This is a genomic window from Sorangium sp. So ce321 (genome assembly GCF_051530195.1).
GTDB lineage: Bacteria > Myxococcota_A > Polyangia > Polyangiales > Polyangiaceae > Sorangium.
In genome coordinates, this window is the sequence record NZ_CP150329.1 from 7375780 (window position 1) to 7401303 (window position 25524).

The following is a 25524-nucleotide window of genomic DNA, read 5'->3' on the forward strand; positions in this document are numbered from 1 at the left end:
CGCGCGTGCCGCCATCAGTCGAATTTGACGTACGGCTTGCGCGAATGCGGGTGTCTCCGCCTCGGCGGCGACGCCGATGGAACGCCCGCGGGCTCGGGAACAACGGCGGCCGCGTCGACGGGGCGCGGCGCCGCGGTCGCGGTGGGCGCCGCGGCGCGCGACGGGATCGCGATCGCGACCGCCCCCGCGAGCGTCCTCGCCTCGATCGCCACGCCCTTCTCGAGCCTGCGCACGCCGTCGCCCGCGGGGCGACGGAGCTCGCGCACGGCGAGCGCCGTCACGATCATGGACACCGCGACCGCCCCGACGGCCACGCGCGAGGTGCGCCGCCGCGGCGCGGGGCGCAGCGTGCTCGGCACGTGCGAGGCGTCCACGCCGTCGCCCACGACGGCGAGGAGCTCGCTCGTCGCGCCGACCTCGGCGGGCGGAGGCTGGCTGAAGCGCTCGCGGGTCAGGCTCGGCCTGGCCTCCACCATCGCGCGGTCGAGCTCCGCGATGAACTCCTGCGCGCTCCGCGGCCGCTCCTCGGGCCGCTTGGCGAGCGCGCGCTGCAAGAGCTGCGAGAGCGACGGCGGGATCCCGGCGTCCGGCGCCGCCTCGATGGCCGGCACCGGCGACGACTTGATGTGCCTCGCCATCACGACGACGGCATCGTCATCGATGAATGGCGGCCGCCCGACGAGCATCTGATAGAGCAGCACGCCGAGCGAGTAGAGGTCGCTCCGCGCGTCGAGGGCCCTGCCTTGCGCCTGCTCCGGCGACATGTACCGCGGCGTTCCGAAGACGGTGCCGGCCTGCGTCTCGAGGGCGTCGACCGGCCGTTCGGCGCCGGTCATCAGCTTCGCGATGCCGAAATCGAGCACCTTGCAGATCTCCTCGTGCTCGCCCGCCGGGGGCTTCGCGAGGAACAGGTTGTCCGGCTTGAGGTCGCGGTGGATGATCCCCTTGTCGTGCGCCTCGGCCAGCGACAGGAGCGCGTGGCGCGCGAAGAGGGCGGCGTCGCCGACGCGCAGCCGCCGCATTCGCTTGAGGCGCTGCCCGAGCGACTCGCCCTCCAGGAGCTCCATCGCGAGGTACAGGGAGCCGCTGCCCCACGGCGCCCCGTCGCCGGGCGAGCTCTGCTCCGCGGAGCGGCCTCGGCCGAAGGTCGGGTCGGCCGAGTCGTCGACGATCTCGCCGAAGTCGAAGACGGTGACCGTGTGCGGCGAGCGGAGCAGGCTCATCGCGCGCGCCTCGCGCGTGAACCGCGCCTTGGCCTGCGCATCGAAGGCGCGGTCCGAGCGCAGGATCTTGATGGCAACGTCGCGGCCCATCGCCTCCTGGCGAGCGCGGTACACCGTGCCCATCGAGCCGGCGCCGAGCTTGCCGACGATCACGAACCGATCCGCGATCGTGAGCCCCAGGAAGGGATCCCCCTCGGCCTCGGCCAGCGCCTCGCGGCTCACGAGCGCCAGCCCGTCCTGGGGGCAGCGCGGCAGCTTCGCGCCCACGCCGGCCTGGGCGCCGCGCTCGCCAGCGGGGGGCGGGGGCATGCTGGACGCGCTCCTCGCGTCCATGGCGATCGTCGCAACGTGGTGACATCGCGGGCAAATCAGCGCCAACGCCCGGCTGGGCTCGCCGGTGGATCCGGGTGCGCTGGCTGGGAACTGGCCGTCCATTGTAGGAGCTACCACCGCGATGGGGGTGATCGTCGGTCACTTGGGCTCACACCGCAAGGCCCACGACGGACCGGTCGAGTAAGGGCGACACCCGAAGCGCGAGGCGTCGCCGCACGACGCGTCGCCGCAGCAGACATCGCTACAGAGTTCCTGTTCTTGTCCAGGGAACTGGGCGCACATGCCGCCCCGACACGACCTGTCCGTGGCGCACGGAACGCCGACGGCATCGAGGCTGGTTTCGCGGAGCAGCTTCGCGCAGGCCCGGACGGTCGCGCGCCCGCCCGCGGTGACCTCGGCGCAGCCGACGCTGCCCATCACGTCGTCGCCGGGCGCGGGCGGACACATCTCGGATCCGCAGCACGGGATCGTGCACCGGTCGGCCCCGCTGATCTCGGCGCAGAGCCCGGAGGAGCAGTCCGCGTCCTCCGAGCACTCATCGAAGTAGCCGAGCCCGCCTGAAGGGTCCGGCTGGCACGCCCAGGCAGGTCCCGAGGCGACGAGCTCTGTCGTGAGCCGGCACGCGGGCCTGTCCGCCGCGCAGTTGGTGTCGGAGCAGCACGCGTCCACGCAGGTGCCCTCGCTGCAGATGCCAGAACGGCAGTCGCGGGACGCATCGCAGCGGTCGCCGGAGAGCCCTGTGCCCACCTCGGGCCGGCCCACGTCCCGGCCGATGCGACAGAGCCCGCCTCCACCCCGGTCGGGGATCCAGCAGACGGCGTCGCGGACCGGCTCGCAGTCGCTGGAGCTGCAGCAGGCGCGCGCGCAGACGCTCGGCCCCTCGCCGTCGAACAGCGTCGGGTCGAGGCAGAAATCGAGCGCGCCGCAGTCGGCGTGCTCCACGCAGGGCGCACCCAGCGCGCGCTCCGGGAGCTGCATGTCGACGCAGGCGCCATCCCTGCAAAGTGCGCCCTCGGGGCACGCCGGGGGACCGATCGCGCCCTCCGCGGCGCAGAGCACCGGGCCCAGCTCGCCGTCGACGAGGACCTCGCACCCGGCGCCGAGCGCCGCGAGCGCCGCGAGGGCGTGGAGGAGCCTCCGCCCCGCGGCGCCGAGGCCCATCAGAACTGCACCCGGAGCCGGGCGCCCTCGGCGCCCAGCGACAGGCTGACCGCCGACGCCCCCTCCCCTGCCCCGAGGCCGCGCGGCGTCAGAGCGCCGTCGCGGCCCGGCGACGTCGCGAGCGCGCGCGGGGACGAGACCGCGCGAGCGGCCCCCGCGCTCGCGGGAGCGCGCGGCGACAGGTAGAGATAGAGCGCCGCTGCCCCGGAGAGCCCGGCGATCACCAGGGCGACATCCGCGACGACGGCGCACCGGTGGGCGGCGCGCGCGTCGGCGTGCAGATCGGCGATGGTGACGCCGCCGCCGGTGCGCTCGCCGGGGCCGGGATCCCGCGCCACGGCGAGCGCGGCGAACACGCCGCCGACCGCGAGGGACCCGGCGGCGATGCCCCCGCTGACGAAGAGCCAGGGCGTCGGCGGCCTCGGGTTGCCCGACACGACCGAGCGGCGCGGCAGGAGCCGCACCCGCGGCAGGACCGGCAGCGGCAGCGGCGCGGCGGGCGGGGGCGCCGCGGCCTGCACCTTCGCGTCGGCGAGCTCCCGCTTCGCGCCCTGCAGCCGCTTGAGGACCGCCGTGACCTGCTCGCGCTCCTTCGGCAGCGCCTCCATCTCGAGGTAGCGATGGTAGTAGTGCTCGGCCCTGTCGATCTCGCCGAGCCGCTCGTGGATCACCGCCAGGTTGTAGACGAGCTCTTTCCCCTCGGGATCGAGGTCCACCGCGGCCTCCAGCTTCGCGATCGCGGCGCGGTACTCGCCGTTCTGGTAGAGCCCCTGCGCCTCATCGTGCAGCGCGGTGGCCCGCTCGATGCGGCGCCGCTTCTCCGACGCCTCCGGCGGCGATGGCTGGGCGGGGGGAGCCGGCGCCTTGCCCTGCGATGGCGGCGCGGCGCCGGGCGACGCGGGCGCGACGCCCGGCGAGCCGAGCGGCTCCGCCGAGGGCGCCTGCCCTGCCAGCGCCGGCGACGCCCAGAGCGCGGCCGCCGCGAGCACGCAGGCGGAGCCCACGAAGGCGCGCCGGGCCTCGGGAACGCTCGAGGAAGCCAGGCGCGCGGCGCGGTTCGTCACGGCCGCCCACCATAGCGCAACTTCCGCGCCGACAAGGGCCCGTCGCGCCGCGCGTTCCGGCGCGCCGCGCCCCGACCGCCGCCGCGCCGCTCAACGCAGCTTGCAGCCGTACTCGCCGGCGAGCACGAGCGCCCGCTCGCACCGGACGTCCACGGTGCGCTTCGCCGTGGTGAAAGCGAACGTCTGACCGAACGGCGTCCGCTCCAGCCGGGTCACCTGCGCTCTGCAGCCCTCGCTCGCGCGGCGCCCGTCGGGCGCTCCCGGGGCAGCTTCCTCGCCGCACGCCACGAGGGCGGCCCTGCGCTCGACGTCGGCGTTGTCGGAGAAGACGTTGTAGGCCGCCGATACGCTGAACGCGACACAGAGGACGAAGATGGCGAGCTGGACGAAGCGCTTCACGGCCCGAGCTTACCCTGTTCGGCGCGCGGGAGGCTGGGCGTCGCGCGAGGCGCCGATCAGAGCCGCATGCCCGAGCCGGGCAGCGGGTGCCACGGCTGGCGGCGGGTCGTGTACTGGCCTCGCACGAACGCCCCGAGCACGGGCGCGATGTTGCGCGCGATGTCGTCGTCCCACTCGCCGCCGTTGATCCCGTCCTGCGGCGTGAGGTCCGGCGAGAGCAGGAAGAAGCCGGGGTAGAGCCGCCGCGGCATCTTGATCTGGTCGAGGTCCTCCTTGAAGACGTCGATGTCCACGCGCAGGAGCCGCACGCTCCGGAGCGCGGTCTGCATCAGCGGATCGCTGAGCGAGCGGTCGAAGCCGCGGCACGGCTCGCAGGGATCGCTCGTCGTCATCACGAGGACCTTCTCGCCATGGGCGTACGCCTCCGCGCGCTGCTTCGCGAGCTCCTCGCTGAGCGCGGAGACGTCGACGCCGATGTCGACGATCGACAGCCCGCCGATGCGCCGATGCGTCGTGTGCTGAGGGACGCTGCCGCCGGGCTGCGCCGCCGGAGGAGGCACGTCCGGCAGCGGCGCCGCCGGGGTCGCGGTGCTCGCCGGCTCCGGCGAGGGCTCCCCCTCCCCCATGGAGGAGGCGGTCTCCCCGCCGTTGTGCGTCCTCCACATCCACACGCCGAAGCCGATCGCCGAGCTCCAGCAGAGCGTGAGGAGCACGCCGAGCGAGAGACCCACGCTCGCGAGCGCATATCCCCTGCGCTCCCCTGGGGCGCGCTCGATCTCGCGGCGCGCGGTCCAGCCGAAGACGATGGCGGCGATGGCCCCGAGCGGCCCGAAGAGCGCCGCCACGACCGAGCTGACGGCCAGCGTGGACAGCTGCCGCCGCTCCGGCGGGAGCGGCGGGTTGAGGTAGGGATCCTGGATGAAGGGCAGCTGCGGGGAGGCGCCGCCGGACGATGCCGCAGCTGGCGCGGCAGCAGCGCGCGCCGCCTGGTCGCAGGGGGGCGCGCCGACAGGCAGCTCGCCTTCGCAGGGCAGGATGCCTGCCCGCGCATCTCGGAGCGCCTCTGCCGGCTCGTTCGCATCGCGGTTCGGCGTTGGCTGACTCGGGCCGAATGCGTGGCTCACGTCCCTCATCCTAGCGCCATAGCCAGCGCTACGCCCGCCGTACGCGGCCCTCCTGTCGCGCCTGGGCTCAGGGGATGCAGGCGCGCTCGAGCACCCGCAGGACTGCGCGCTTCGTGCTCACACCGGGGCTCATCGCCTCCGTCCATGCGACGCCCACGCGCTCGCCGGCGACGGCCAGGCTGGGAGGATCCTTTACGGGATTCACCCCATCCGACACCCGGAGCCCTCGGGCAGAAGGCGCTCCGTCGGCGGCCAGCTTGACGAGCAAGGGCTGCCCCTCCGCCTTGCCATCGTGGCCGACCCACGCGACGAGCGCCCCGTCTCCGCTCGGCGCGACAGCGCGCCACTTGCCCTTGCCGATCACCCAGGGCGCCCCGCGCGGCCGCGCCTCGGCGTCCAGCGCGCGGGCGATCAGCGTGGTCCCCTCGTTCCAGAGCAGCAGCGCCCCGGCGCCGCCGGTGGCCACGAGCCCGAGCCGACGATCCTTGTCCGGCGCTTCCTGAGTCGCGACGGCCGAGCGGTCGCCGCTCTGGGGCCTGGCCACCAGGTGGGCGTTCCCTTCCCTGCCGGACGCGTCGAAGCGCGAGGCCCGGATGCTCCCATCGTCCTCGTCGTGCCACGCGACGAGGTAGCTGCCGGACGCGTCAGCGGCGACCGCCGGCCAGTGCGGCTTCTTTGTATGGCGCGTGACCCCGACCGCCTTGAGCTGCGGCTGCGCCGGATCCACCGGCGCGAACTGGAACACCCCCAGCTGATTGCGCTCCGCCCCGAAGGGCGCCGCTGCCACCAGGGCGCCGCCCGGCGCGGGCGCGAGGGCGACGTGCTCGCTGACGTCCTTCCCGATGGCGCCGACGCGCAAGATCTCCGCCGGCGGGTTCGTCTCCCAGCGGGGCCGGGCGTACGCGAGGCCCTCCGCGTCGAACCACGTGACGGCCCACGCGTCCCCCGTGGAGAAGATCCGGAGCCCGGCCTCGCGCGTGATCGAGATCGCCCTCGCCCGGGCGATCTGCCGGGCGTCGCTGTCGAAGCCCGCGAACGCGATCTGCGCGTCCCCTCCCTTGAGATCCACCAGCCACACGGCGCCGAACGAGCCGTCGGCGCGCCCGGCGATCCCCATCCCCTCGCGCAGGATGTAGGTCGCGATATCCCCCGACTTCGCCTTGCACGCGGCGAGGGTCGAGAGGGGAACGAACTCCTGGACACCGGTCCCCCGCGGGGGCTCGAGCTCCGCTGGCGCGGTCGCCGCGGCGGCTTCGGCCGGGGCGCTCGCGGCGGGAACCTCTGTATGGGCCCTGGGCTCGCTCGAACCGGGCGCCGCAGTTGCAGCGCCCCCCGAGCGGGAGGCGCTGCGGTCGCAGGAAATACCGAAAAAGACGAGCAGAGAAAGAGCCACTACGGTGGCTAAAGAAGAATAAGGGAGTCGCCTGGTGCGAAGCAGAGGACTTGAACCTCCACGGGAGTTACCCCACTGGAACCTGAATCCAGCGCGTCTGCCAATTCCGCCAGCTTCGCGAGCGGGACGGCATCACTACCTCACCCCCTCGCCGTTCGTCAAGCCCTGCATCACGCCCGGAGCGTTTTTCTTCCCTCGCCCGATCGGCGGCTGCCGTTGGTGGCCTGCCTCGGTTGACGTAGGCCGAGGTCGTTTGACGTGGGTGGTCATAGGTCGAGGTCGCTCGACGTGGGTGGTCGTCGGTTGACGTTGGTGGCGTCGGTGGCGTCGGTTGCCCTTCGTGGCTCGTCCTCCTCAATAATTTTTCTTCGGTTCCTCGGCGGCGCCGCGCTGGTGATCCCCGCGCCCGCCCGGCGGTCTCGGCGCGGCGATGGTTCTCCCTGCTCGCCCGCAGCGGTGCACGGCGTGGAGCGTATGTGCTAGGGGAGCGCGCTCCCATGGCGGCCATCGGCTCACCTCCCCCTCTCCTTCTTCTTGTCGGCGTGCGCGCCGTCGACCCGGCCCAGCAGCTCGACGACGTGGTCGATGTCGTCATCGAGGACGGCGTCATCCGCCGCGTGGGTCGCGGCGCAGCGACCGACGACCTGCGCCGCGCCGCCAGCGCCGAGATCATCCAGGGCGAGGGGCTCCTGCTCCTCCCCGCGTTCGTCGATCTCCACGCCCACCTGCGCGAGCCCGGGCAGGAATACAAAGAAGACATCGCCTCCGGGCTGGCCGCCGCGGCCGCGGGCGGGTTCGCGCACGTGTGCGCGATGCCAAACACGCGACCCGTCAACGACACCCGGTCCATCACCGAGGCCATGATCGCGCGCGCCCGCGCGCTCTCGGGGCCCGCGCTCCACCCCATCGGCGCGATCACGATGGGCCAGAAGGGCACGGAGCTCACCGAGATGGCCGACCTCAAGGAGGCCGGCGCCGTCGCCGTCTCGGACGACGGGCGCTGCGTGACGTCGAGCGCGGTGATGCGCCGCGCGCTCGAGTACGCGAAGACCTTCGATATGCCGGTCATCCAGCACGCCGAGGACCACGCGCTCACCGAGGGGGCGCAGATGCACGAGGGCGCGATCGCGACGCGGCTCGGCCTCCGGGGCTGGCCCCGCGTGGCGGAGGACATCATCGTCGCGCGCGACGTGCTGCTCGCGGAGGCCACCGGGGCGCGTTACCACGTGGCGCACGTCTCGTCGCTCGGCGCGGTCCGCATCCTCCGCGAGGCGAAGGCCCGCGGCATCGCCGTGACCGCCGAGGTGACGCCGCACCACCTGACGCTCACCGACGCCGCGGTGCTCGGCTACGACACGGCGTGCAAGGTCAACCCGCCCCTGCGCGAGCAGGCGGACGTCGACGCGCTCCGCGAGGCGCTCGCGGACGGCACCATCGACGTCGTCGCGACCGACCACGCGCCCCACTCGACGCTCGAGAAGGACTGCGAGTTCGCCGAGGCGTCGCCAGGCCTCATCGGCCTCGAGCTCGTCGTGCCGGTCCTGCTCGATCTGGTGCGCCAGGGCGCCCTCCCCCTCGGGAGGCTCGTCGACGCGCTCACCCGCGCGCCGGCCCGCGTCGCGCGGCTCGAGGCGCCCACGATCAAGGTCGGCGCCCGCGCCGAGCTCTGCCTCGTGGATCCGAACCTGAGCTTCGTGCTCGATCCGGCGCGCCTGCGCTCGAAGAGCAAGAACACGCCGCTCCTCGGCCGGCAGCTCACGGGCCGCGTCAAGATGACGCTCGCCGGGGGCCGCGTCGTCTTCGTCGACAGCGAGAGCGGGGGAGCAGCAACATGAGCACGCGCAAGGTCCACTTCGTCAGCCTCGGGTGCCCCAAGAACCGCGTCGACTCCGAGGTGATGCTCGGCGTCGCGCGCTCGGCCGGCTACGCGCACGTCGACGACGCCGCCGACGCCGAGGTGATCGTCGTCAACACCTGCGGCTTCATCGGCGAGGCGAAGAAGGAGTCGATCGACGCGATCTTCGAGATGGCGCAGCACAAGGAGCGCGGCAGCTGCAAGCGGCTGGTGGTCGCCGGCTGCCTCTCGCAGCGCCACCCGGAGGAGCTCGCCCGCGAGATGCCCGAGGTCGACCACTTCCTCGGGTCGAGCGACATGCTCAAGCTCGGCCAGGTGCTCGCGGGCGACGCGGAGCGGATGCTCGTCGGCAACCCGGCGGAGTGGCTGATCCGCGCGGCCGATCCGCGCACGCTCTCGACCCCCGGCGGCAGCGCCTACGTCAAGATCGCCGAGGGCTGCAACCGCACCTGCTCGTTCTGCGTGATCCCGGACCTGCGCGGCGCGCAGCGCTCGCGGCCCATCCCGGACGTGGTGCGCGAGGTGGAGCAGCTCGCGGCGGCGGGCGTCCGCGAGATCAACCTCATCTCGCAGGACACGATCGCCTACGGCCGCGACGCCGCGGCGCGCGGGCCGGGCGACGCGCGAGCGACGCTCGCAGAGCTCGTCGAGCGCGTCGCCGACGTGCCCGGCGTGCGCTGGGTACGGCTCTTCTATCTTTACCCCGAGACGATGACCGACGACCTCGTCGAGCTGCTCGCCAGCCACCCGCGGGTCGTGCCCTACGTGGACATGCCGCTCCAGCACGCCGCCGACGCGATGCTGCGCCGGATGCGGCGCGGCCACGGCGGCGATCGGCTGCGCCGGGTCGTCTCCACGCTGCGCGAGCGCGTCCCCGACCTCACGTTCCGCACCGCGTTCATCGTCGGCCACCCGGGCGAGACCGACGCCGAGTTCGAGGAGCTCTGCGACTTCGTGCGCTGGGCCGAGTTCGAGCGGGTCGGGGTCTTCCGCTACTCCGACGAGGAGACGAGCCGCAGCCACGCGCTCGACGGCAAGGTCCCCGCGCGCACGGCCGCGAGCCGCTACCGCCGCCTCATGGCGCTGCAGCGCCGCATCTCCCACCGGAAGAGCGCCGCGATGATCGGCCGCGAGCTCGAGGTGCTCGTCGAGGGGACGAGCGACGAGCACGAGTACGTGCTCATGGGCCGCCACGCCGGCCAGGCGCCCGAGATCGACGGGCAGGTCTACCTCTCCGGCGGCGAGGTCCGTCCGGGCGAGATATGTCGCGTCAGGATCACGCAGGCGAGCGACTACGATCTCGTCGGCGAGCTGCTCGATGAAGGAGAGGAGGCGCGCGGCGCCGCGGCGTCTCCCCTGGTCGCGGAGCTCGGCGCGGCGACGGCGAAGCGGCGCGTCGCCCTGCGCGTGCTGCAAACCGATGGACGCGAGCGCCAACAGAATTGACAGCCCGGCCGGCGGGCCGCGGCGAGAGGGCTGAAGATCCCCGCTTCTCGCTGCGATCCGCGGCTCCAGGAGCGCGGCACACCGCGTGCTACCACGTCGACCCGTGCCGATGCTCCGCCGCGCTTCGCTTCACTTCGCCATCGCCCTCGCGACCTCGCTGCTCGCCGGTGCGGCGTGCCTGAGCCCGACGTTACCCCTCCCGCCGCCCGAGCCAGCTGACACGATCAGGCCGTCGAGCGTGGAGGGGATGTGGCAGATTTCGGGCAACTGCACCCCCGGGGCGCGCGTCAGCGTCTTCAACGAGCGGACACAGCGCGGGGTGATCGAGGACGACACCGACAACAACGGCCGGTACCACGTCGAGATCGAGGCCGAGCTCTGCGATACCCTGCTCGTGTGGCAGGAGCTGCAGGACGAGAGCAGCGATGAAGGGGGCAGCGATGCGCAGCGCTTCCTCGTCGAGGAGCGCACGCCGCTCGGCGTTGTGAACGACACCTGCCCCTGAGGGCCCGAGGGAGCGGCGCGCCTCGAAAGCCCGAGGGCCGCAGCGCCGAACGCCGAGCGCGCCGCGACGACGCAGCGCGCCGCGCCCGGCGGCCGCCGTCGACGCGCGCGTGGGGCGTCGTGATACTGTGCTGGCGTGATGGCGTCGATCCCGCCGAGCGTCTCGCCGAACGCCACCCGGGTGCTGGTCGTCGATGACGAGCCGGGCCTCCGTCAGGTGCTCACCATCGCGTTCCGCCGCCAGGGCTACGAGGTCGCGATCGCGCCTGGCGCGCGCGCCGCCGTCGAGGCCATTCGCCAGAACCCGCAGCCGTTCCCCCTGATCCTGACCGACCTCGTGATGCCCGACGGCTCGGGCATCGAGGTGCTGAGCGCCGCGAAGGCGCGGAGCGGCGCGACCGAGGTGATCGTGATGACGGCGCACTCCACCGTGGAGAGCGCGCTCGACGCCATGCGCCACGGCGCCTACGATTTCGTGACCAAGCCGTTCTCGCCGGCGGAGCTCACCGCGCTCGCGGCAAAGGCCCTCGAGAAGAGCTCGATCGTGGCCGAGAACCAGCGGCTGCGCGCGCAGCTCGAGCGGCTCGACGCGCCGTCGCGCGAGCCGCTCGGGACGAGCCCCGCGATGCAGCGGATCTCGGAGCTCATCGCCAAGATCGCGCCGACGCGCACGACGGTGCTGATCACGGGCGAGAGCGGGACCGGCAAGGAGCGCATCGCCCGCGCGATCCACGATCGGAGCGATCGCGCCGCGCGGCCATTCCTGGTCGTCAACTGCGGGGCGCTGCCCGAGGCGCTCATGGAGAGCGAGCTGTTCGGCCACGAGAAGGGCTCGTTCACGGGCGCCGGCGCGCGCTCGATGGGCCTGTTCCGCGAGGCCGACGGCGGGACGCTGCTGCTCGACGAGATCGGAGAGCTCCCGGCCGCGCTGCAGGTGAAGCTCCTCCGCGTGCTCCAGGAGCGGAAGGTGCGCCCGGTCGGCGCCGCCGCGGAGATCGCTGTCGACGTCCGGTTGCTCGCCGCGACGAACCGGAACGTGGAGACCGAGGTCCGCGAGGGCCGGTTCCGGCAGGACCTCTACTATCGACTCAACGTCATCCGCATCGAGCTGCCGCCGCTGCGCGAGCGCCCGGGGGACATCTCGCGGCTCGCCGACCGCTTCCTGCGCCGCTTCGCGGCCGAGCTCGGCAAGGACGTCCGAGGCCTGACGACGGACGCCGTGCGCGCGCTCGACGCCTATGCCTTCCCGGGCAACGTGCGCGAGCTCGAGAACATGATGGAGCGCGCGGTGGCGCTCGCCGGAGGGCCCTCGATCGGCCTCGGGGACCTCCCGAGCACCGTCGCCGGGCTCAGCGCCAGCCCGGCCCCGCTGCTGGCGGAGCTGCCGCCGGGCGGGTGCATGCTCGACGAGGTGATCGGCGAGGTCGAGCGCCGACTCATCCTCCAGGCGCTCGAGCGCACCGGCGGCGTCCGCAAGGCGGCCGCGAAGCTCCTCGGCGTCTCGTTCCGGTCGCTGCGCTACCGCCTCGCCAAGCACGCCCTCGCCGCCGACGGGGAGACCGACGACGAGCCGGAGGGATCCTGACGAGAATCGTCACCGCCCGGCGCCCCGAAGTGACGGTTTTCGTCACCGCCGGAAGCGAACACAACCACGCACATCCAGCAGCCCGACCTCCTCCCTCAAGGAAAACCGAGTCAACTCATGAGCTTCTCGCGCAAGTCGAAGATGACGTCGGGCCGCGCTCTCCCTGGCACGTCGCCTGCTGAGAGGTCCTGGCGAATGCGGAGCACGCGACGACAGCGGAGCGCAGCGCGACGAGGGTTCACGCTCGTCGAGCTCCTCGTCGTCGTGGGGATGGTGGGCATCCTCGCGGCGCTCGCGCTGGTCGGCTACCGCCGGTACATGAACGCGGCGGGCATCGCCGAGCCGAAGGCGGTCATGCAGGGCATCCGCGGTGCGCAGGAGTCCTACAAGGCCGAGATGCTCGTGTACCTCAACGTCTCGAGCGCGCTCGACGCCTGGTATCCCTCGGGGACTCTCAATGATCGGAAGCGCGCGTGGAATGACACGACGCACGCCGACGCTGCCAACTGGCGGCAGCTCAACGTGACGACGGACGGCGCGGTCCGCTTCGGGTACGCGTCCGTGGCCGGCAACGGGAGCAGCTTCGTGGCGACACCCCACTCGGGCTTCACCTGGCACGGGGTGCCGCAGGCCCCGCTGACGGATCCGCAGTTTGCGCCCAGGGGCCCCTGGTATGTCATCCAGGCGGCCGGCGATCGCGATGTGGATGGGACTTACGCGTTGCTCCTGACGGCATCCACGATGTCCGGAATCTACTGGGAGAACGACACGGAGTAGAGGATGGTTCGCCCCGGCGCAGGCGCGAGAGCGCCTGTTTCCGCGGGAGAGGTTATCGCACTGCGGGCCGGCCGGGCCCCGCAAACGGCGTCGTGACGGTCAGTTCTCGGCAAAGAATCCCGATTAAATAAAGCATCACGGAGGATCGACACTCATGCGTGCACTGAAGCGATACGACAGAAGAGGCTTCACCCTCGTCGAGCTCATGATCGTGGTCGCCATCATCGGCGTCCTCGCCGCGCTGGCGATCTTCGGCGTCCGCCGGTACCTCGCGAGCGCGAAGACCTCCGAGGCCAAGAACTCCGTGGGCGCGATCACCCGCGGCGCCGCCGCCGCGTTCGAGCGCGAGACGGCTGCGTCCGAGATCCTCACGGCCGGTGGCAGCTCGGGAACCGCGAGCCACAGCCTGTGCACCAGCGCCACCCCGGTGCCTAATGGTGCCAATCCCCCGGGTGGCGTCAAGTACCAGCCCAACTCGACCGAGGGCCAGGACTTCGAGACGGGCAGCGCAACGGGTGGCTGGAAGTGCCTGAGGTTCTCGATGACCCAGCCTATCTATTACCAGTACCACTACCTCCAAGGCACCCAGATCACGGGCCCCACGGGGACGAGGCCCAACCCCGGCGCCACCGGCTTCGAGGCCGGCGCGGTCGGCAACCTCGACAACGACCTGCTCAACAGCTACTTCATCCGTGGCGGCGCCGTGGACGCCACGACGGGGCAGCTCACCCTGGCCACGCAGATCTACATCGAGAACGAGTACGAATGACGTGCTCTCTGGTCGCCCGGCTCTCCATGGGCTGGGCGACCAGCCTTCGTCGACCACATCCAGCATGAGGGCATCCCCGGCTCACGCCGGTTCGTGCGAGCAAGCTTCATAGACCACATCCAGCATGAGGGCGTACCGTGCGGCAGAAGGAAGTATCTCGCAGTCGCGGATTCACGCTCATCGAGCTCATGATCGTGGTCGCCATCATCGGCGTGCTCGCCGCCCTGGCGGTCGTCGGGGTGCGCAGCTACCTCGCCACGGCGAAGACGGCTGAAGCCAAGCAGCTCGTCGGCGCCATCACCCGCAGCGCCATCACCCAGTACGAGCGCGACCGCGCCATCTCGCAGCTCCTGCCCGCGACGGGCGTCGCCGCCGCGAACACCCACGTCCTGTGCGACTCGGCCATGCCGGTCCCCTTCAACTTCGCCGACGTCCAGGGGACGAAATACCAGCCGAGCGCGGCGCCCGGCGCCGACTTCATGTCGGGCTCGACGCTCGCGGGCTGGCAGTGCCTCGGCTTCACGACCATCTCGCCCATCTACTTCCAGTACTCGTACCGGGTCGGCGGCGGCTACGTCAGCCAGAACCTGCTCGGCGCCCCCATCCCGAGCGGCTCGGAGGCGTTCGAGGCGGGCGCGCGCGGGGACCTGGACGGCGACGGCCTGACGTGCACGCTGGTCCGCACCGGCGAGGTGCGCGACGGCGAGATCGTGACCAGCACCGTGGTCTTCACCGACAACGATCCGGACTGACCCGGGCCGCGCGCCGCGCTCGCGCTTGTTTCACCGCCGAAGGGTGGGTAGAGAGAGCCCATGACCTGGCGCTCCTGGAGCGCGCTGGAGCTCAGCGCGGCCTTCGCGGTCGGCGGCAGCGTCCTCGCCGTCGCTGTTCCGGCGTTCTTCCGAAACCTCAGCGCGTCCAAGCTGAGCGAGCCGATCGACGGGCTCGACCGGCTGGTGACCAGCGCGGTCGCCTACGCCGAAGCGCGGCCGCAGGAGATCAGCTTTCCCCCGTCGGCCCCGCTGACCCCAGCGCAGGTGCCGCGCGGCGTTCGCGCCGTCGATCCGCCGGAGTCCTGGGAGCACCTCACCTGGAAGTCGCTCGACTTCCGGTTCGAGGGGCCGCACGCGTTCGCCTTCCAGTTCACGAGCGAGCTCGACGCGGCGAAGACCATGCGCTTCGTCGCGACGGCGCACGGCGACCTCGACGGCGACGGCGCGGTGTCCACGTTCGAGGTGCGCGGCGAGCGCGTCCCCGGAGAGCCGGCCCGCGTGCTCCCGGGCATGTTCGTGGACCGCGAGGTGGAATGATGGCGGCTCGTCCGGCGCCCGGGACGGCGGTCGGTCCGGCGGCCCGCCCTCCCCTTCCCCGCGCGGGGGGCGCGCGCGACGCGCTCGTCACGATCGCGCTCTCGGCCGTCGCCGCCGTCGCGATCGGGAGCGTGCGCGCGCCGGCCGCGGACCTGGAGCAGCGCGTGGCCGAGACGTCGGACGTGTACGTCCTGCCGCCGCCGGACGAGGTGGTCACCCTGTCGCTCGGCTACCGCTCCGCGCTGGCGGATCTGCTCTGGTCGCACGTGCTCGTCTCCCAGGGGCTGCACACCTTCGAGCGCCGGCGGTTCGAGAACCTCACGCTGCTGCTCGACGCGATCAACGCGCTCGACCCGACCTTTCGCGAGCCCTACCTGTTCGCGGACGCGCTCATCACGTTCCAGACGAGCACCACCCCGCGCGACGAGGTCATCAAGGCGCGCGAGATCATGGAGCGCGGGGTGCAGCACCGCCCCCTCGACGGCGAGCTCTGGCTCGCGCTCGGCCAGTTCGTCGCCTTCATCGCGCCGGCCTCGTACCTCACCGACCCCGCCGAGAAGACGCAGTGGCGCCTCGACGGGGCGAGGATGCTCGCGCGCGCCGCGGAGCTCGGCGGCGGCGACGCGAGCATCAGCTGGCAGGCCCTCGGCGGCGCGGGCATCCTGGGGCGCGCCGGGGAGCGCGAGGCGCAGATCCGGTTCCTCCAGCGCACCCTCGCCGTCACGGACGACGAGGAGCTGAGGGAGCAGGTCCGCGCGCAGCTCGACAAGCTCCTCGGTGAGCGCGCCGCCGAGGGGTACCGCCGGCGCCTCGACGGCTTCAGCCAGATCTGGCGGCGCGACCTGCCGTTCGTCAGCAAGACGGCGGTCCTCGTGCTGGGCCCCCCGCGCGACGCGGCGTACTGCGCGGGGGGCGCGCACGCGGACGAGCCGCGCTGCGCGACGACGTGGCGCGCGTGGGCCGAGCGGATCGAAGGCGAGAAGTGAGTCTCTCCGACGCTGCCTGGAGCGTGGACCTTCCCCTCGGGACAGCGGTGCTCGAGACGAACCAGTCTTCTTCGATTCACATGGTTCAACCAGATCCCGGGAGGCTGTTCGCGAACGATGTTCGTCGACATGCCGCCGAGGGCCCCAGCGCCAGGACCTGATCGCTCCGCGAGCATGGCCGTCCTGGCGGGATGTGACCCGCCAGGACGGCGCCGGAGTCGACCTGCAGAGGTGTGAAGAGGAGCTTCGCCCGGTGAGCTGAGCGCCGCGGGCGACCGCGTCGCGTCACTCGAACTTGACGGCCGCGGTCTTGGTCTCGCCGGCCTTCACGGAGACGGTGACCGACTTCTTCCCGAGATCCGGATGGATGAAGGTCACCGTGTGCGACCCCGCGGGGACGCTGACGCCGACCTTGGGCGTGCTCCCCAGCGGCCGGCCGTCGAGCACCACCTTCGAGACAGGGATCGAGTTGATGTTCAGCGTCGCCGCGCCAGCCGCAGCCGCGGGCGCGGCCGGCGCGTCCGCCTTCGGCGCGGCGGCCACCGGATCCGCCTTCGGGGCGGCAGGCGCCGGATCCGCCCTCGGCGCGGCCGGCGCCGGAGCGGGCGCAGGCGCCGGGTCCGCAGCCGGCGCGGCGGCGGCGACCGGCTCGGGCTTGCTCACCTCGTCGAGCGCGATCCGGATCGTCTTCTCGGCCTGCCCGTCCTCGAACGAGACTGCCTGGGAGAAGTCCTGGTATCCCTTCTTCGTCGCGACGACCTTCCAGCCCTCCGACGGATTCACATCCACCTTCACGGGCGGCTTCTTCCAGGCCGAATCGGGCAGCTTCTTCTCCGTGCCCTTCGCGTTCACCAGCTTGACCGAGGCCCCCGAGGTGGAGAGATCGAGCGTGAGCTGCCCCTTCAGCACCTTGAGCGCGATGGTGCCGAGGTCCTTCGTCTGGCCCTGACCGACCTCCACCGTCTGCTCCACGGGCTCGTAGCGCTCGCCGCCGTCAAACCGGATCTTGTGCTCTCCCGGCGCGAGGCTGAACTCGACAGGCAGCGTGCCCTTCTCCGCGCCGTCGACCAGGACCTTCACGCCAGGCTGCGCGCCCGACGCCTTGAGGCCGGTCGTGGTCGACGCGGCGGCCGGAGACCCCGCCGCGCCCGCGCTCGCGCCGTCGAGCGTGATCACGACGACCTTCTCCTTGCCGCCCTCGACGACCTCGACGGCGTCGCGCGGCGGGAAGTCGGGGGCGAGGATCTTGACGGCCTTCGAGCCCGGATCGAGCTCGCGCACGATGCAAGGCACGGTGTCGCAGCGCTTCTGGCCGTCGATGAAGATCTCGGCCCTCGCGACAGAGGCGCCGCCCGCGGTCTTCAGGTCGATGGTGAGCGCGCCCTTCTTCGGCACCAGCATCACCACGGCCAGGAGCAGCACGGCGACGAGCGCGAGGCCGCCGAGGACGACGCCCGCCTTGCCAGCGCCCTGCTGCGCCACGAGGCGCGGGCGGATCGCCGTCGGCTCGTCGTTGCGCGACAGCGGGCGGTGCCCGATGTCCGGCGGCATCGCCGGCGCGGGCGGGGCGCTCGGGATCGGCGGCGGCGTCGGGATCGGCGTGCGCGTCCTCGCGGCCGGCGCCGCGCCGCCGGAGGTCGCGAGCAGCGCCGCGGCGGCCTTCGGGATCGTGGACGAGCTCACCGTCGGCAGCGGGCTCGCCCGCCCCGGCATGCTTTGGTTCCCTTCCCTGTCGTAGACGTGGGTCGACTCCTCCTCGTCGTCCCAGTCCATGTCGACCGCAGCGCCCTTGGCCCGACGGGGCTTCGCCTCGTCAGCCGCCTTCTGCGGCGGCTTGATCGACGGCAACCGCATCGGCGGAGGGACCACCGGGGGCAGCGAGCCAGGGGCACCGCTCGTCGGCGCCGGCGGCAGCGGGCTCGCCGAGGGGACCGGCGGGGCGGCGATCGCGGGGAGCGACGGCTGCTGTCGCGAGGGGGGCGGCACAACGGGCGGCAACGAGCCCGGCTTGGCCGAAGGAGGCATGGGCGGCGGCAGCGAGCCAGGACTGGTCCCCTTCGTCGTCACCGACGGCGGCGGCAGCGAGCCCGGCTTGACCGAAGGGGGCATGGGCGGCGGCAGCGAGCCGGGACTGGTCCCCTTCGTCGTCACCGGCGGCGGCAGCGGAGAGGTCATCCCGCTGGGGAGCGTCGTCGCATGGTTGGGAGGAGGCGGCACCGCGGCGACCCCTCCGACGAGGGTGCGCTGCCGGGTCGGCGGCGAGGGGGGCGCGAGGGCGGGGCTCGTTGTGCGTGACGACTTTTTCGCGAGCCCCTCGAAGACATCTAGATCGCTGCCGCCCTTGTTATCGGCCATGTTCGGGAACTCCTCAGGACATGCGGCGCCGTTGGCCGCGGCTTCCGGGAAACGATCGCGCATGTTCCGCGCGACGAGCGTGAGGTGGACGAGCAGGCCCTCGTCGCGGGCAAGCTCGGAGTGCGCTGCGTGAACCTGAGCCGCAGCAGCGTACCGCTGGTCCGGTAATTTCGCGAGCGCCATCAGGGCGAGCGCGGCGAGGGCACAGCGACGCGCGCGCCGCGATCTCACGCGGATCCAGCGCGCCGCCCGCGCCGGTCCGCCGCGCGACGTCCGCGTCGCGCGCGCCCGCGGACACGCGATCGCGCGCCGTCATCTCCTGGAAACACGCGCTCACGGCGACGCGGCCGGATCGCGCGTCGGGCGCGCCCCGCTCCCCCGGGCCGATCCGCGCCGAGATGTCGCAAGCTCCGAAGTACTGCAAACGGTGCACCGGCCACCTTTTTCTAATCCCTCGGGCCGCCGGCGCACAAGCGCCTACTGCACCCGAAGCGGGGATCGAGGCGCCGCCACGCTCAGTGATCGCCGTCCACCGTTTCCTCTTTCTTCGGCTTTTTGAAGTAGCGAACGCGCTTCTGCTGCAGCGGATACCAGACGCTGTGCGGGACGATCGGTGTGGATTCGAACATCCGGCCTGCGCCCGGCGCCTCGGCGCGCGTGAGCCGGACAGCGCGCGGGCCCGAGGGAGGGTGGACCGCGGCGCCGGAAAGGTCGGTATCGCCGCCGAGGGCCACCGAGAGCGGCCGGTGGAGGTAGATCCGCGAGGAGCAGCCGAGCCCCGCGAGGAAGTCCTGGAGCAGCCTCGCGTCGCGCGGGTCCACGGGCGTCGCGGGCGGCGCCGAGGCGTCCGGCGCCAGCGCGGCGTCCGGGGCGCTGGACGTGTGGACGCCGCCTGCGACCCGCTCGACGTAGATCAGCATCCCGTCCTCGTCGTTGACGCCCAGCGCGGCCACGGCCCGCGCGCTGCTGCCATGGCCGGTCGCGACCCGGACCGCGCCGCGCACCGGGGAGGTCGGCGAGGCGGAGAACGCCCCGGCCGAGTGCCAGATGCTGGAGGCCTCGCCCTGGCCGGCGCCGGGCGCCGCGGCGCCGTCGCCGAGCACCGCCACGGTCGAGCCCGTCCCGGCCGGCGGGGCCATCCCGGGCTCGCCCATCGGCGCTGCCGCGACGGTCCGCGGGTCCACCTTGAGCACCCGCAGCCGCACGTCGGGCCGCGCCGGGTCGGGGCGGATCTCGGTCGTCGCGAGCGCGTACGGGAAGCCGTGCTGCGGCAGGCCCTGCGTGCGCCAGATGCCCTCTCCCGCCTCGGGCGGCGCGGCGCGCGGGGCGAGCGCCGGCCCCGGCAAGAGGTGCCGCAGCGTCATGTAGAAGAAGTCGCGCGCCTCCCGCCGGATGTAGCGGGGGAAGTTCATCAGGCCCATGCCGCGGATGAGCCGGCGGCCGCGGAAGCGGTAGCCCGAGAGCCCCGAGACCTCGCCCTCGGCCTCCCACTCCCCCTGGAGCGGCCGCCCCAGCGCCGGCAGCTCGCCGCCCGGCGCCACGTGGTAGAACTCGAGCCCGCTGTGGCCCGCGTTCATGTCGAGCGCGATCCCGAAGGCGCAGCGGGCCTGGATCATCGCCTGGGCGAGGGCCTCGGGGCTGACGTCGGCCCCGTAGAAATACGCGACGAAGCGCTCCCTTGTCAGGCAGATGCCGGTCCGGACCGTGTGCGTCTTGTCGGCCCACCCGGGCGGCGTGCCCCCCCACCACGTCCGCCCGAACGGGTTCCACTTCTCGTCCTGGACCATGACCGTCATGTTCTGGCGGTACGAGAGCATCCAGTCGGGGATCGTCTCGTCCTCCGACCACGTCCCGAACACGGTGCTGCCGTCGCGCCGGACGGCCACCGTCGCGGCGTAGGGCTTCGGCGGCAGGTACACCACGCCGTCGGCCATCATGCCGAACTCGCCGTGCATCGCCTGGAAGCCCGCGTTCGACGCGGCGACCACGCGCTTCATCACCTCGGGCGTGCGCGGGATGAGCCCCGGCCCCGCCTCGCCCGTCGCGCCCTTGGGCTCCACCGTGCCCGCCATCATGTGGAGCTCCACCTGGCGCGGGTCCCAGAGCGCGATGTAGACGCGCGTCGCCTTGCGCGAGCGATCCGCCCGGATGAACGTGGTCATGAACGCCGGCGGGAGCCCCTCGAGCTTGCGCACGAAGGCGTCGCCGCCCTGCGGGTTCCACTGCCCCTCCCCGGGCAGCGCCGGCGTCACCCACGGCTCGAGCGGCGACGGCGGCCAGCCGATCTCGGGATCGATCGGGGCCTGGCGGACGGGCGGATCCAGCGTGCTCTGGCCGAGATCCGCGGCGATGTCCTCGGCGCCCGTGTCGCCGGTCACCGCCTCCTTGTTGCGGAGGACGAAGTCGAGCGCCGTGAACGCCACGGCCTTGACCGTCTGCATCGCGGCGTCGCCGATCACGAGCCGCACCCGGTCGACCGCCCACGTGACGAGGTTCCCCGGCCGCGCGACCTCGAACGCCTCGGCGCGGATCCACGGGGGCAGGGGCGCGTCCACGCCGTGCAGGGGCAGGCGCGCCTCGCGGCCGCTCGCGCGCACGACGACCGCGCTGTCGTCTTCCAGCGCGATCGCGACGTCGCCCGCGTTTGAGGGGCGGCGGCCGCCCCCGTCCAGCTCCTCGGCGCCGGGGTCGCTGTCGCCGGGCTGGCCGTGCTCGTCGGCGCCGGGCTCCTCGCTGCGGGCGGGGTCGATCGCGAACGTCCGCCGGCCGATGCCGCGCCGCCGGCCCGTCGCCTGCCAGTTCGTGAGGGCGTGCTGGAGCCGCTCGGTGAAGGTCCAGTCGGCGCCGCTCGGGAGCTGCTGCCCGTCGAGGTCGAGCACGTGCACGGTCGGCGACGCGGCCTCGATCAGCGGGCGCGAGATGTACGCGAGCGCGTCGCCGCGGAGCACGGGCCTCGACTCGTCCGCGCCGCTCGTCTCGGTGAGGTTGTGGACCCCCGAGACGTCGAGCAGGACGCCCTCCGGCGAGAGCCGCGTGTCGACGAGGTACAGGTCGGTGGGCTCGCCCCGGACCGCGCCGCGCGCGACAGCGCGCGACCGCACGCCGAACGGGCTGAGCTCACCGCGCGGCGGGTCGACCCACACCACGTCGCCGGGCGCCGCGGCGATGCCCCGCTCCGCGAGCTCCGCGGCGAGGGCGGTCGATCGGTCGCGAGCACCGCCGCCCACGCCGGGCGACATCGCCACGGCCGCGGAAGCGCAGAGAACGATGAGGCCGGTGCGCTCGCGGCGCAGGGAGGGCGGTTTCGGGGACTGCATTCGCCAGCAACGCGCAAAGGGTCGGGATTGCTGCCCGACGGGCCGAGGACGGCCGGGCGCGCGGGAGCCCGGCGTTACCACCGTTCTTGCACCGCGGCCAGATTCGGGGGCGCGCGCGGCGGGCCCACCGCGCTCTGGCGTCCGCGGAACCGGCGGTGCTACATCGGGCGCTCGCCATGTCGAACGCTGACTCGCCCCCTCTCCGCCGCGACGAGGCGCTGACGATAGCGCGCCTCGCCCACCTCGACCTCTCCGCTGAGGAAATGGAGCGCCTCACCGGTGATCTCGGCAACATCCTCAGCTACGTCCGGCAGCTGGAGGAGCTCGACGTCTCGGCGGTGCCGCCGACGGCGCACGTCCAGATCGAGCGGCTGCCGCTCCGCGCCGACGAGGAGACGCCGAGCCTGCCGCGGGAGGTGGCGCTGCGGGAGGCGCCGCGGGTCGAGGACGACGGGTTCGCCGTGCCGGCGTTCGTGGACGAGGGGTGAGGCCGATGGACATCGCGATCCTCGATCGATCCATCCCGGAGCTCGCGGCGCTCGTGCAGCGCGGCGAGGTGAGCGCCGAGGAGGTGGCCCGGGCCGCGCTCGCGCGCATCGAGCAGCGCGACGGCGCGCTCGGCGCCTTCCTCACGGTGCAGGGCGAGCAGGCGCTGGAGACCGCGCGCGCGCTCGACGCGCGGCGCGCGCGCGGCGAGGCGCTCGGCCCGCTCGCCGGCGTCCCGATCGGGCTCAAGGACGCGCTCTGCACCGAGGGCGCCCCGACGACCGCCGGCTCGAAGATCCTCACGCGCGCGGCGGCGGGCGGGGGCGCATCGTGCGGATCGTCGAAGACGCCCGACCCGTCGCGCGGGTTCCGCCCGCAGTACGACGCTACGGTCGTCGCCCGCCTGCGCGCGGCCGGCGCGCTCCTGCCGGGCAAGTGCAACATGGACGAGTTCGCGATGGGCTCGTCCAACGAGAACAGCGCGTTCGGCCCGGTGAAGAACCCGTGGGACCTGACGCGCATCCCCGGCGGATCGTCCGGCGGCAGCGCTGTCGCGGTGGCGGCCGGCATGACGCCCGGCTCGCTCGGCTCGGACACGGGGGGCTCCATCCGGCAGCCGGCGAGCCTCACCGGCGTCGTCGGCATCAAGCCGACGTACGGCCGGGTCTCTCGCTATGGCCTCATCGCGTTCGCCTCGAGCCTCGACCAGATCGGGCCCTTCGCGCAGGACGTGAAGGGCGCGGCGCGCCTGCTCGAGGTGATCTCGGGCCGCGATCCGCGCGACGCCACGAGCCTCGACGCGCCGGTGGGCGAGGTGGAGGCCGCGTGCGGCCGCGACGTCGCGGGCCTGCGCATCGGCGTGCCCGAGGAGTACTTCGCGAAGGGCATCGACAAGCAGGTCGAGGCGAAGGTGCGGGAGGCCATCGAGGGCCTGCGCGGGCTCGGCTGCGAGATCAGGCCCGTGCACCTGCCGCACACGCGGTACGCCGTGGCGGCCTACTACATCGTCGCGACCGCGGAGGCGTCGTCCAACCTGGCGCGCTTCGACGGCGTGCGCTTCGGGCTCCGCGTCGAGGGAGAGCGCGGCGGGAAGTCGGATCTCCAGGGCCTCTACGGCGCCACGCGCGGCGAGGGGTTCGGCCGGGAGGTGAAGCGGCGCATCCTGCTCGGCACGTACGTGCTCTCGGCGGGCTACTACGACGCGTACTACCTGCGCGCGCAGAAGGTCAGGACGCTGATCCGGCGCGACTTCGACGAGGCGTTCCGCGAGGTCGACCTCATCGCGGCGCCGGTCTCGCCGACGGTCGCGTTCCGGCTGGGCGAGCGGGTGGACGACCCGCTCTCGATGTACCTGGCCGACGTCTACACGCTGCCCGCCAGCATGGCGGGGCTGCCCGCGATCAGCGTCCCGTGCGCGACCGCTCCGGCGCCGGACGGCGGGCCGGCGCTGCCCGTCGGCCTGCAGCTCATCGGCCCCGCGCTGGAGGAGGCGCGGCTCTGCCAGGCTGCTTACGCGTGGGAGCAGATCTCGCCGGTGCGCGGGCTGCGCGCGCCGGTCGGGTGACGGAGACGGAAGGGGACGGGAGGAGCGCGGCGGTGAGCGCAGCGATCGAGGTGGCGCCGGCGGGCGCCGAGCACCTGGCCGGGCTGGAGGCGCTGTTCGAGGCGGCCGGCACGCCCTGCTACTGCCGGTACTACCACTTCGGGGGCACCAACAACGAGTGGCTCGCGCGGTGCTCGGACGGCCAGGGGGAGAACCGCCGGGAGTTCGCCGAGGCGCTCGCCGCGGGCAGCGACGAGGCGCGCGGCGTCGTGGCGCTCGCGCCGGACGCGCCGCACGTCGTCGGCTGGCTCAAGGTCGCGCCCGCGGCGGCCGTGGCGAAGGCCTACGAGCGCCGGCTCTACAGGGGCCTGCCGTGCTTCGCGGGCGATCGCGCCGGCGTCTTCCTGATCGGCTGCGCCGTCGTGCACCCGGGCCACCGCCGGCGCGGCGTCGTGACGGCGCTCGTCGCGGGCGCGGTGGAGCTCGCGCCCGCCTGGGGCGCGCGCGCCCTGGAGGCCCTCCCCCGCCGCCCGAGGGAGCCGGTGAGCGACGAGGAGCTGTGGACCGGCCCGGTCTCGGCGTTCACGAAGAACGGATTCGTCGAGGTGCACACGTTCGAGCCGTACCCGGTCCTTCGCCGCGTGCTGTGACGCCGTCGGCGCGCGCTGCGCTTGCGTGCGCCGGCCGACCAGGTAGTGTCGCGGCCGCGCGCATGGCTCCCCTGTCCGAGCACCCCGACGCTCCGGCCCTCCACGCTGCCGAGCAGCGCTCCGCCGCCGGCGAGGACCCCGCCGCGCCTGCGTCCAAGGCAGGCGCCGCGACGAGCAGCCCGGGCGAGCCCGCGGCGCCCGCGTCCGCAGGGGCCCCGCCGGCCAGCCGGCAGGCGTCTTCCGCCCCGCGGGGCCGCGTCGTCGCGCTCACCGGCGCCGCTTCGTTCCTCGGGCGCAACCTCATCGGGATCCTCGAGGAGGACCCGCGCATCGCCCGCGTGGTGGCCATCGACATCAAGACGCCGGACACGGGCGGCGCCAAGCTGCGGCTCCACACGGTCGACCTGACGGCGCCTGCGTCCGAGGAGCGGGTCGCCGAGGTGCTCGCGGCCGAGCAGGTCGACACGCTGGTCCACCTCTGCTTCCTCTCGTCGCCGACCCCGGCGACCGCCTGGGCCCACGAGCTCGAGTCGGTGGGCACGATGCACCTGCTCCACGGCGCGCGCCAGGCGAGCCTGCGCAAGCTGATCCTCTGGAGCCAGACGATCCTCTACGGCGCGCACCCGACCAACCCCAACTTCCTCACGGAGAAGCACCCTCTCCGCGCCGACCCCGAGGAGCGCTTCTTCGCGGACAAGATGGCCGCCGAGCGCGAGTTCAACGCGTTCGGCGCGCGGGCCAAGGGCACGACCGTCACCATCCTCCGGACCGCGCCGATCCTCGGCCCGACGGTGCAGAACTACGTCACGCGGTTCCTGGCGCGCCGGCTGGTGATGACGATGCTCGGCTTCGACCCGCTGTGGCAGTTCATCCACGAGGTCGACGCGATCGCGGCCTTCAAGCTCGCCATCGACAGCGATTTCCCCGGGACCTTCAACATCGTGGGCGACGGCGTGCTGCCGCTCTCCACGATCGTGCGCCTCGCGGGGCGCACGCCCGTGCCGGTGCTGCACAGCGCGGCCGGCCCCCTCGTCTCCGCGCTCTGGGCGGCGCACGCGGCCATCGCGCCGACGAGCTTCCTCCGGTACCTGCGCTATCTCTGCGTGGCGGACGGCGAGAAGGCGGCGCGGGTCATGGGGTTCCGGCCGGTCTACACCACGCGCGAAGCGTTGCTCGACTACACCAGCGCGCAGCGGCTGCGGGACGTGCGGCTCCTGCAGGAGACACCCGCGTGAGGGGTCCGG

The 25524-nt window shown here is 73.2% G+C and carries 21 protein-coding genes and 1 tRNA gene; 13 read left to right on the forward strand and 9 right to left on the reverse strand.

The genetic code is table 11. The annotated features are described in order from the left end of the window. Nucleotides 1–14: 14 nt before the first annotated feature. The 7 genes from WME89_RS27065 to WME89_RS27095 all read right to left on the reverse strand — a co-directional run bounded on the left by WME89_RS27065 (nt 15) and on the right by WME89_RS27095 (nt 6816). Nucleotides 15–1532: a serine/threonine-protein kinase gene (locus WME89_RS27065; RefSeq protein ID WP_438002607.1), complete on the reverse strand. Its 1518-nt coding sequence runs from the start codon at nt 1530–1532 to the stop codon at nt 15–17. A 162-nt stretch (nt 1533–1694) separates the two neighbouring features. Then, nucleotides 1695–2717, reverse strand: coding sequence for a hypothetical protein (locus tag WME89_RS27070; RefSeq protein WP_438002608.1), 1023 nt, complete (start codon nt 2715–2717; stop codon nt 1695–1697). After that, nucleotides 2717–3781: a tetratricopeptide repeat protein gene (locus tag WME89_RS27075; RefSeq protein WP_438002609.1), complete on the reverse strand. Its 1065-nt coding sequence runs from the start codon at nt 3779–3781 to the stop codon at nt 2717–2719. Before WME89_RS27075 ends, WME89_RS27070 begins: the two co-directional genes overlap by 1 nt. Nucleotides 3782–3871: 90 nt before the next feature. Next, the gene (locus WME89_RS27080; protein WP_438002610.1) at nt 3872–4180 is read right to left on the reverse strand and encodes a hypothetical protein; all 309 of its coding nucleotides are present in this window, start codon (nt 4178–4180) and stop codon (nt 3872–3874) included. 56 nt (nt 4181–4236) lie between these two features. Further along, nucleotides 4237–5304, reverse strand: coding sequence for a DUF4190 domain-containing protein (locus WME89_RS27085; protein WP_438002611.1), 1068 nt, complete (start codon nt 5302–5304; stop codon nt 4237–4239). A gap of 67 nt (nt 5305–5371) precedes the next feature. Beyond that, a complete protein-coding gene (locus tag WME89_RS27090; RefSeq protein WP_438002612.1) occupies nt 5372–6697 on the reverse strand; it encodes a hypothetical protein in 1326 nt (441 codons plus the stop codon). A gap of 32 nt (nt 6698–6729) precedes the next feature. Continuing rightward, nucleotides 6730–6816, reverse strand: a tRNA-Leu gene (locus WME89_RS27095). 378 nt (nt 6817–7194) lie between these two features. On the opposite strand from WME89_RS27095, the gene WME89_RS27100 reads away from it, so the two are divergent. The 9 genes from WME89_RS27100 (at nt 7195) to WME89_RS27140 (ending at nt 15929) form a co-directional block, all read left to right on the forward strand. Continuing rightward, on the forward strand, nt 7195–8532 hold the full coding sequence (locus WME89_RS27100; RefSeq protein WP_438002613.1) for a dihydroorotase: 1338 nt from the start codon (nt 7195–7197) through the stop codon (nt 8530–8532). Next, nucleotides 8529–9998, forward strand: a complete 1470-nt coding sequence (gene rimO, locus WME89_RS27105) for a 30S ribosomal protein S12 methylthiotransferase RimO (protein ID WP_438002614.1) — start codon at nt 8529–8531, stop codon at nt 9996–9998. Before WME89_RS27100 ends, rimO begins: the two co-directional genes overlap by 4 nt. A 109-nt stretch (nt 9999–10107) precedes the next feature. After that, nucleotides 10108–10503: a hypothetical protein gene (locus WME89_RS27110; protein WP_438002615.1), complete on the forward strand. Its 396-nt coding sequence runs from the start codon at nt 10108–10110 to the stop codon at nt 10501–10503. Nucleotides 10504–10641: 138 nt separating this feature from the next. Continuing rightward, complete coding sequence (locus WME89_RS27115) at nt 10642–12087, forward strand: sigma-54-dependent transcriptional regulator (protein WP_438011977.1); 1446 nt, start codon at nt 10642–10644, stop codon at nt 12085–12087. Between the two features lie 195 nt (nt 12088–12282). After that, on the forward strand, nt 12283–12864 hold the full coding sequence (locus WME89_RS27120) for a type IV pilin protein (RefSeq protein ID WP_438002616.1): 582 nt from the start codon (nt 12283–12285) through the stop codon (nt 12862–12864). A gap of 154 nt (nt 12865–13018) precedes the next feature. Next, the gene (locus WME89_RS27125; protein ID WP_438002617.1) at nt 13019–13633 is read left to right on the forward strand and encodes a type IV pilin protein; all 615 of its coding nucleotides are present in this window, start codon (nt 13019–13021) and stop codon (nt 13631–13633) included. Between the two features lie 137 nt (nt 13634–13770). Next, on the forward strand, nt 13771–14385 hold the full coding sequence (locus WME89_RS27130) for a type IV pilin protein (protein WP_438002618.1): 615 nt from the start codon (nt 13771–13773) through the stop codon (nt 14383–14385). A 60-nt stretch (nt 14386–14445) separates the two neighbouring features. Beyond that, nucleotides 14446–14943, forward strand: coding sequence for a hypothetical protein (locus tag WME89_RS27135; RefSeq protein WP_437496470.1), 498 nt, complete (start codon nt 14446–14448; stop codon nt 14941–14943). After that, entirely contained in the window at nt 14940–15929 is a 990-nt protein-coding gene (locus tag WME89_RS27140; protein WP_438002619.1) for a hypothetical protein, read from the forward strand. Before WME89_RS27135 ends, WME89_RS27140 begins: the two co-directional genes overlap by 4 nt. A 285-nt stretch (nt 15930–16214) precedes the next feature. On the opposite strand, the gene WME89_RS27145 is transcribed toward WME89_RS27140, so the two are convergent. Together WME89_RS27145 and WME89_RS27150 are read right to left on the reverse strand one after the other, a co-directional pair. Further along, entirely contained in the window at nt 16215–18284 is a 2070-nt protein-coding gene (locus WME89_RS27145) for a PEGA domain-containing protein (RefSeq protein WP_438002620.1), read from the reverse strand. Between the two features lie 515 nt (nt 18285–18799). Continuing rightward, nucleotides 18800–21601, reverse strand: a complete 2802-nt coding sequence (locus WME89_RS27150) for a hypothetical protein (RefSeq protein WP_438002621.1) — start codon at nt 21599–21601, stop codon at nt 18800–18802. A 176-nt stretch (nt 21602–21777) separates the two neighbouring features. Between WME89_RS27150 and gatC the strand changes: the two genes are divergently transcribed. The 4 genes from gatC to WME89_RS27170 all read left to right on the forward strand — a co-directional run bounded on the left by gatC (nt 21778) and on the right by WME89_RS27170 (nt 25515). Next, nucleotides 21778–22089 carry an Asp-tRNA(Asn)/Glu-tRNA(Gln) amidotransferase subunit GatC gene (gene gatC / locus WME89_RS27155; protein ID WP_437617510.1) on the forward strand — a complete coding sequence of 104 codons (312 nt, stop codon included), beginning with the start codon at nt 21778–21780 and terminating at the stop codon, nt 22087–22089. A gap of 5 nt (nt 22090–22094) precedes the next feature. Next, the gene (gene gatA, locus WME89_RS27160; RefSeq protein ID WP_438002622.1) at nt 22095–23651 is read left to right on the forward strand and encodes an Asp-tRNA(Asn)/Glu-tRNA(Gln) amidotransferase subunit GatA; all 1557 of its coding nucleotides are present in this window, start codon (nt 22095–22097) and stop codon (nt 23649–23651) included. Between the two features lie 32 nt (nt 23652–23683). Beyond that, nucleotides 23684–24280: a GNAT family N-acetyltransferase gene (locus WME89_RS27165; protein WP_438002623.1), complete on the forward strand. Its 597-nt coding sequence runs from the start codon at nt 23684–23686 to the stop codon at nt 24278–24280. A gap of 62 nt (nt 24281–24342) precedes the next feature. Then, complete coding sequence (locus WME89_RS27170) at nt 24343–25515, forward strand: NAD-dependent epimerase/dehydratase family protein (protein WP_438002624.1); 1173 nt, start codon at nt 24343–24345, stop codon at nt 25513–25515. The last annotated feature ends 9 nt before the right edge of the window (nt 25516–25524 follow it).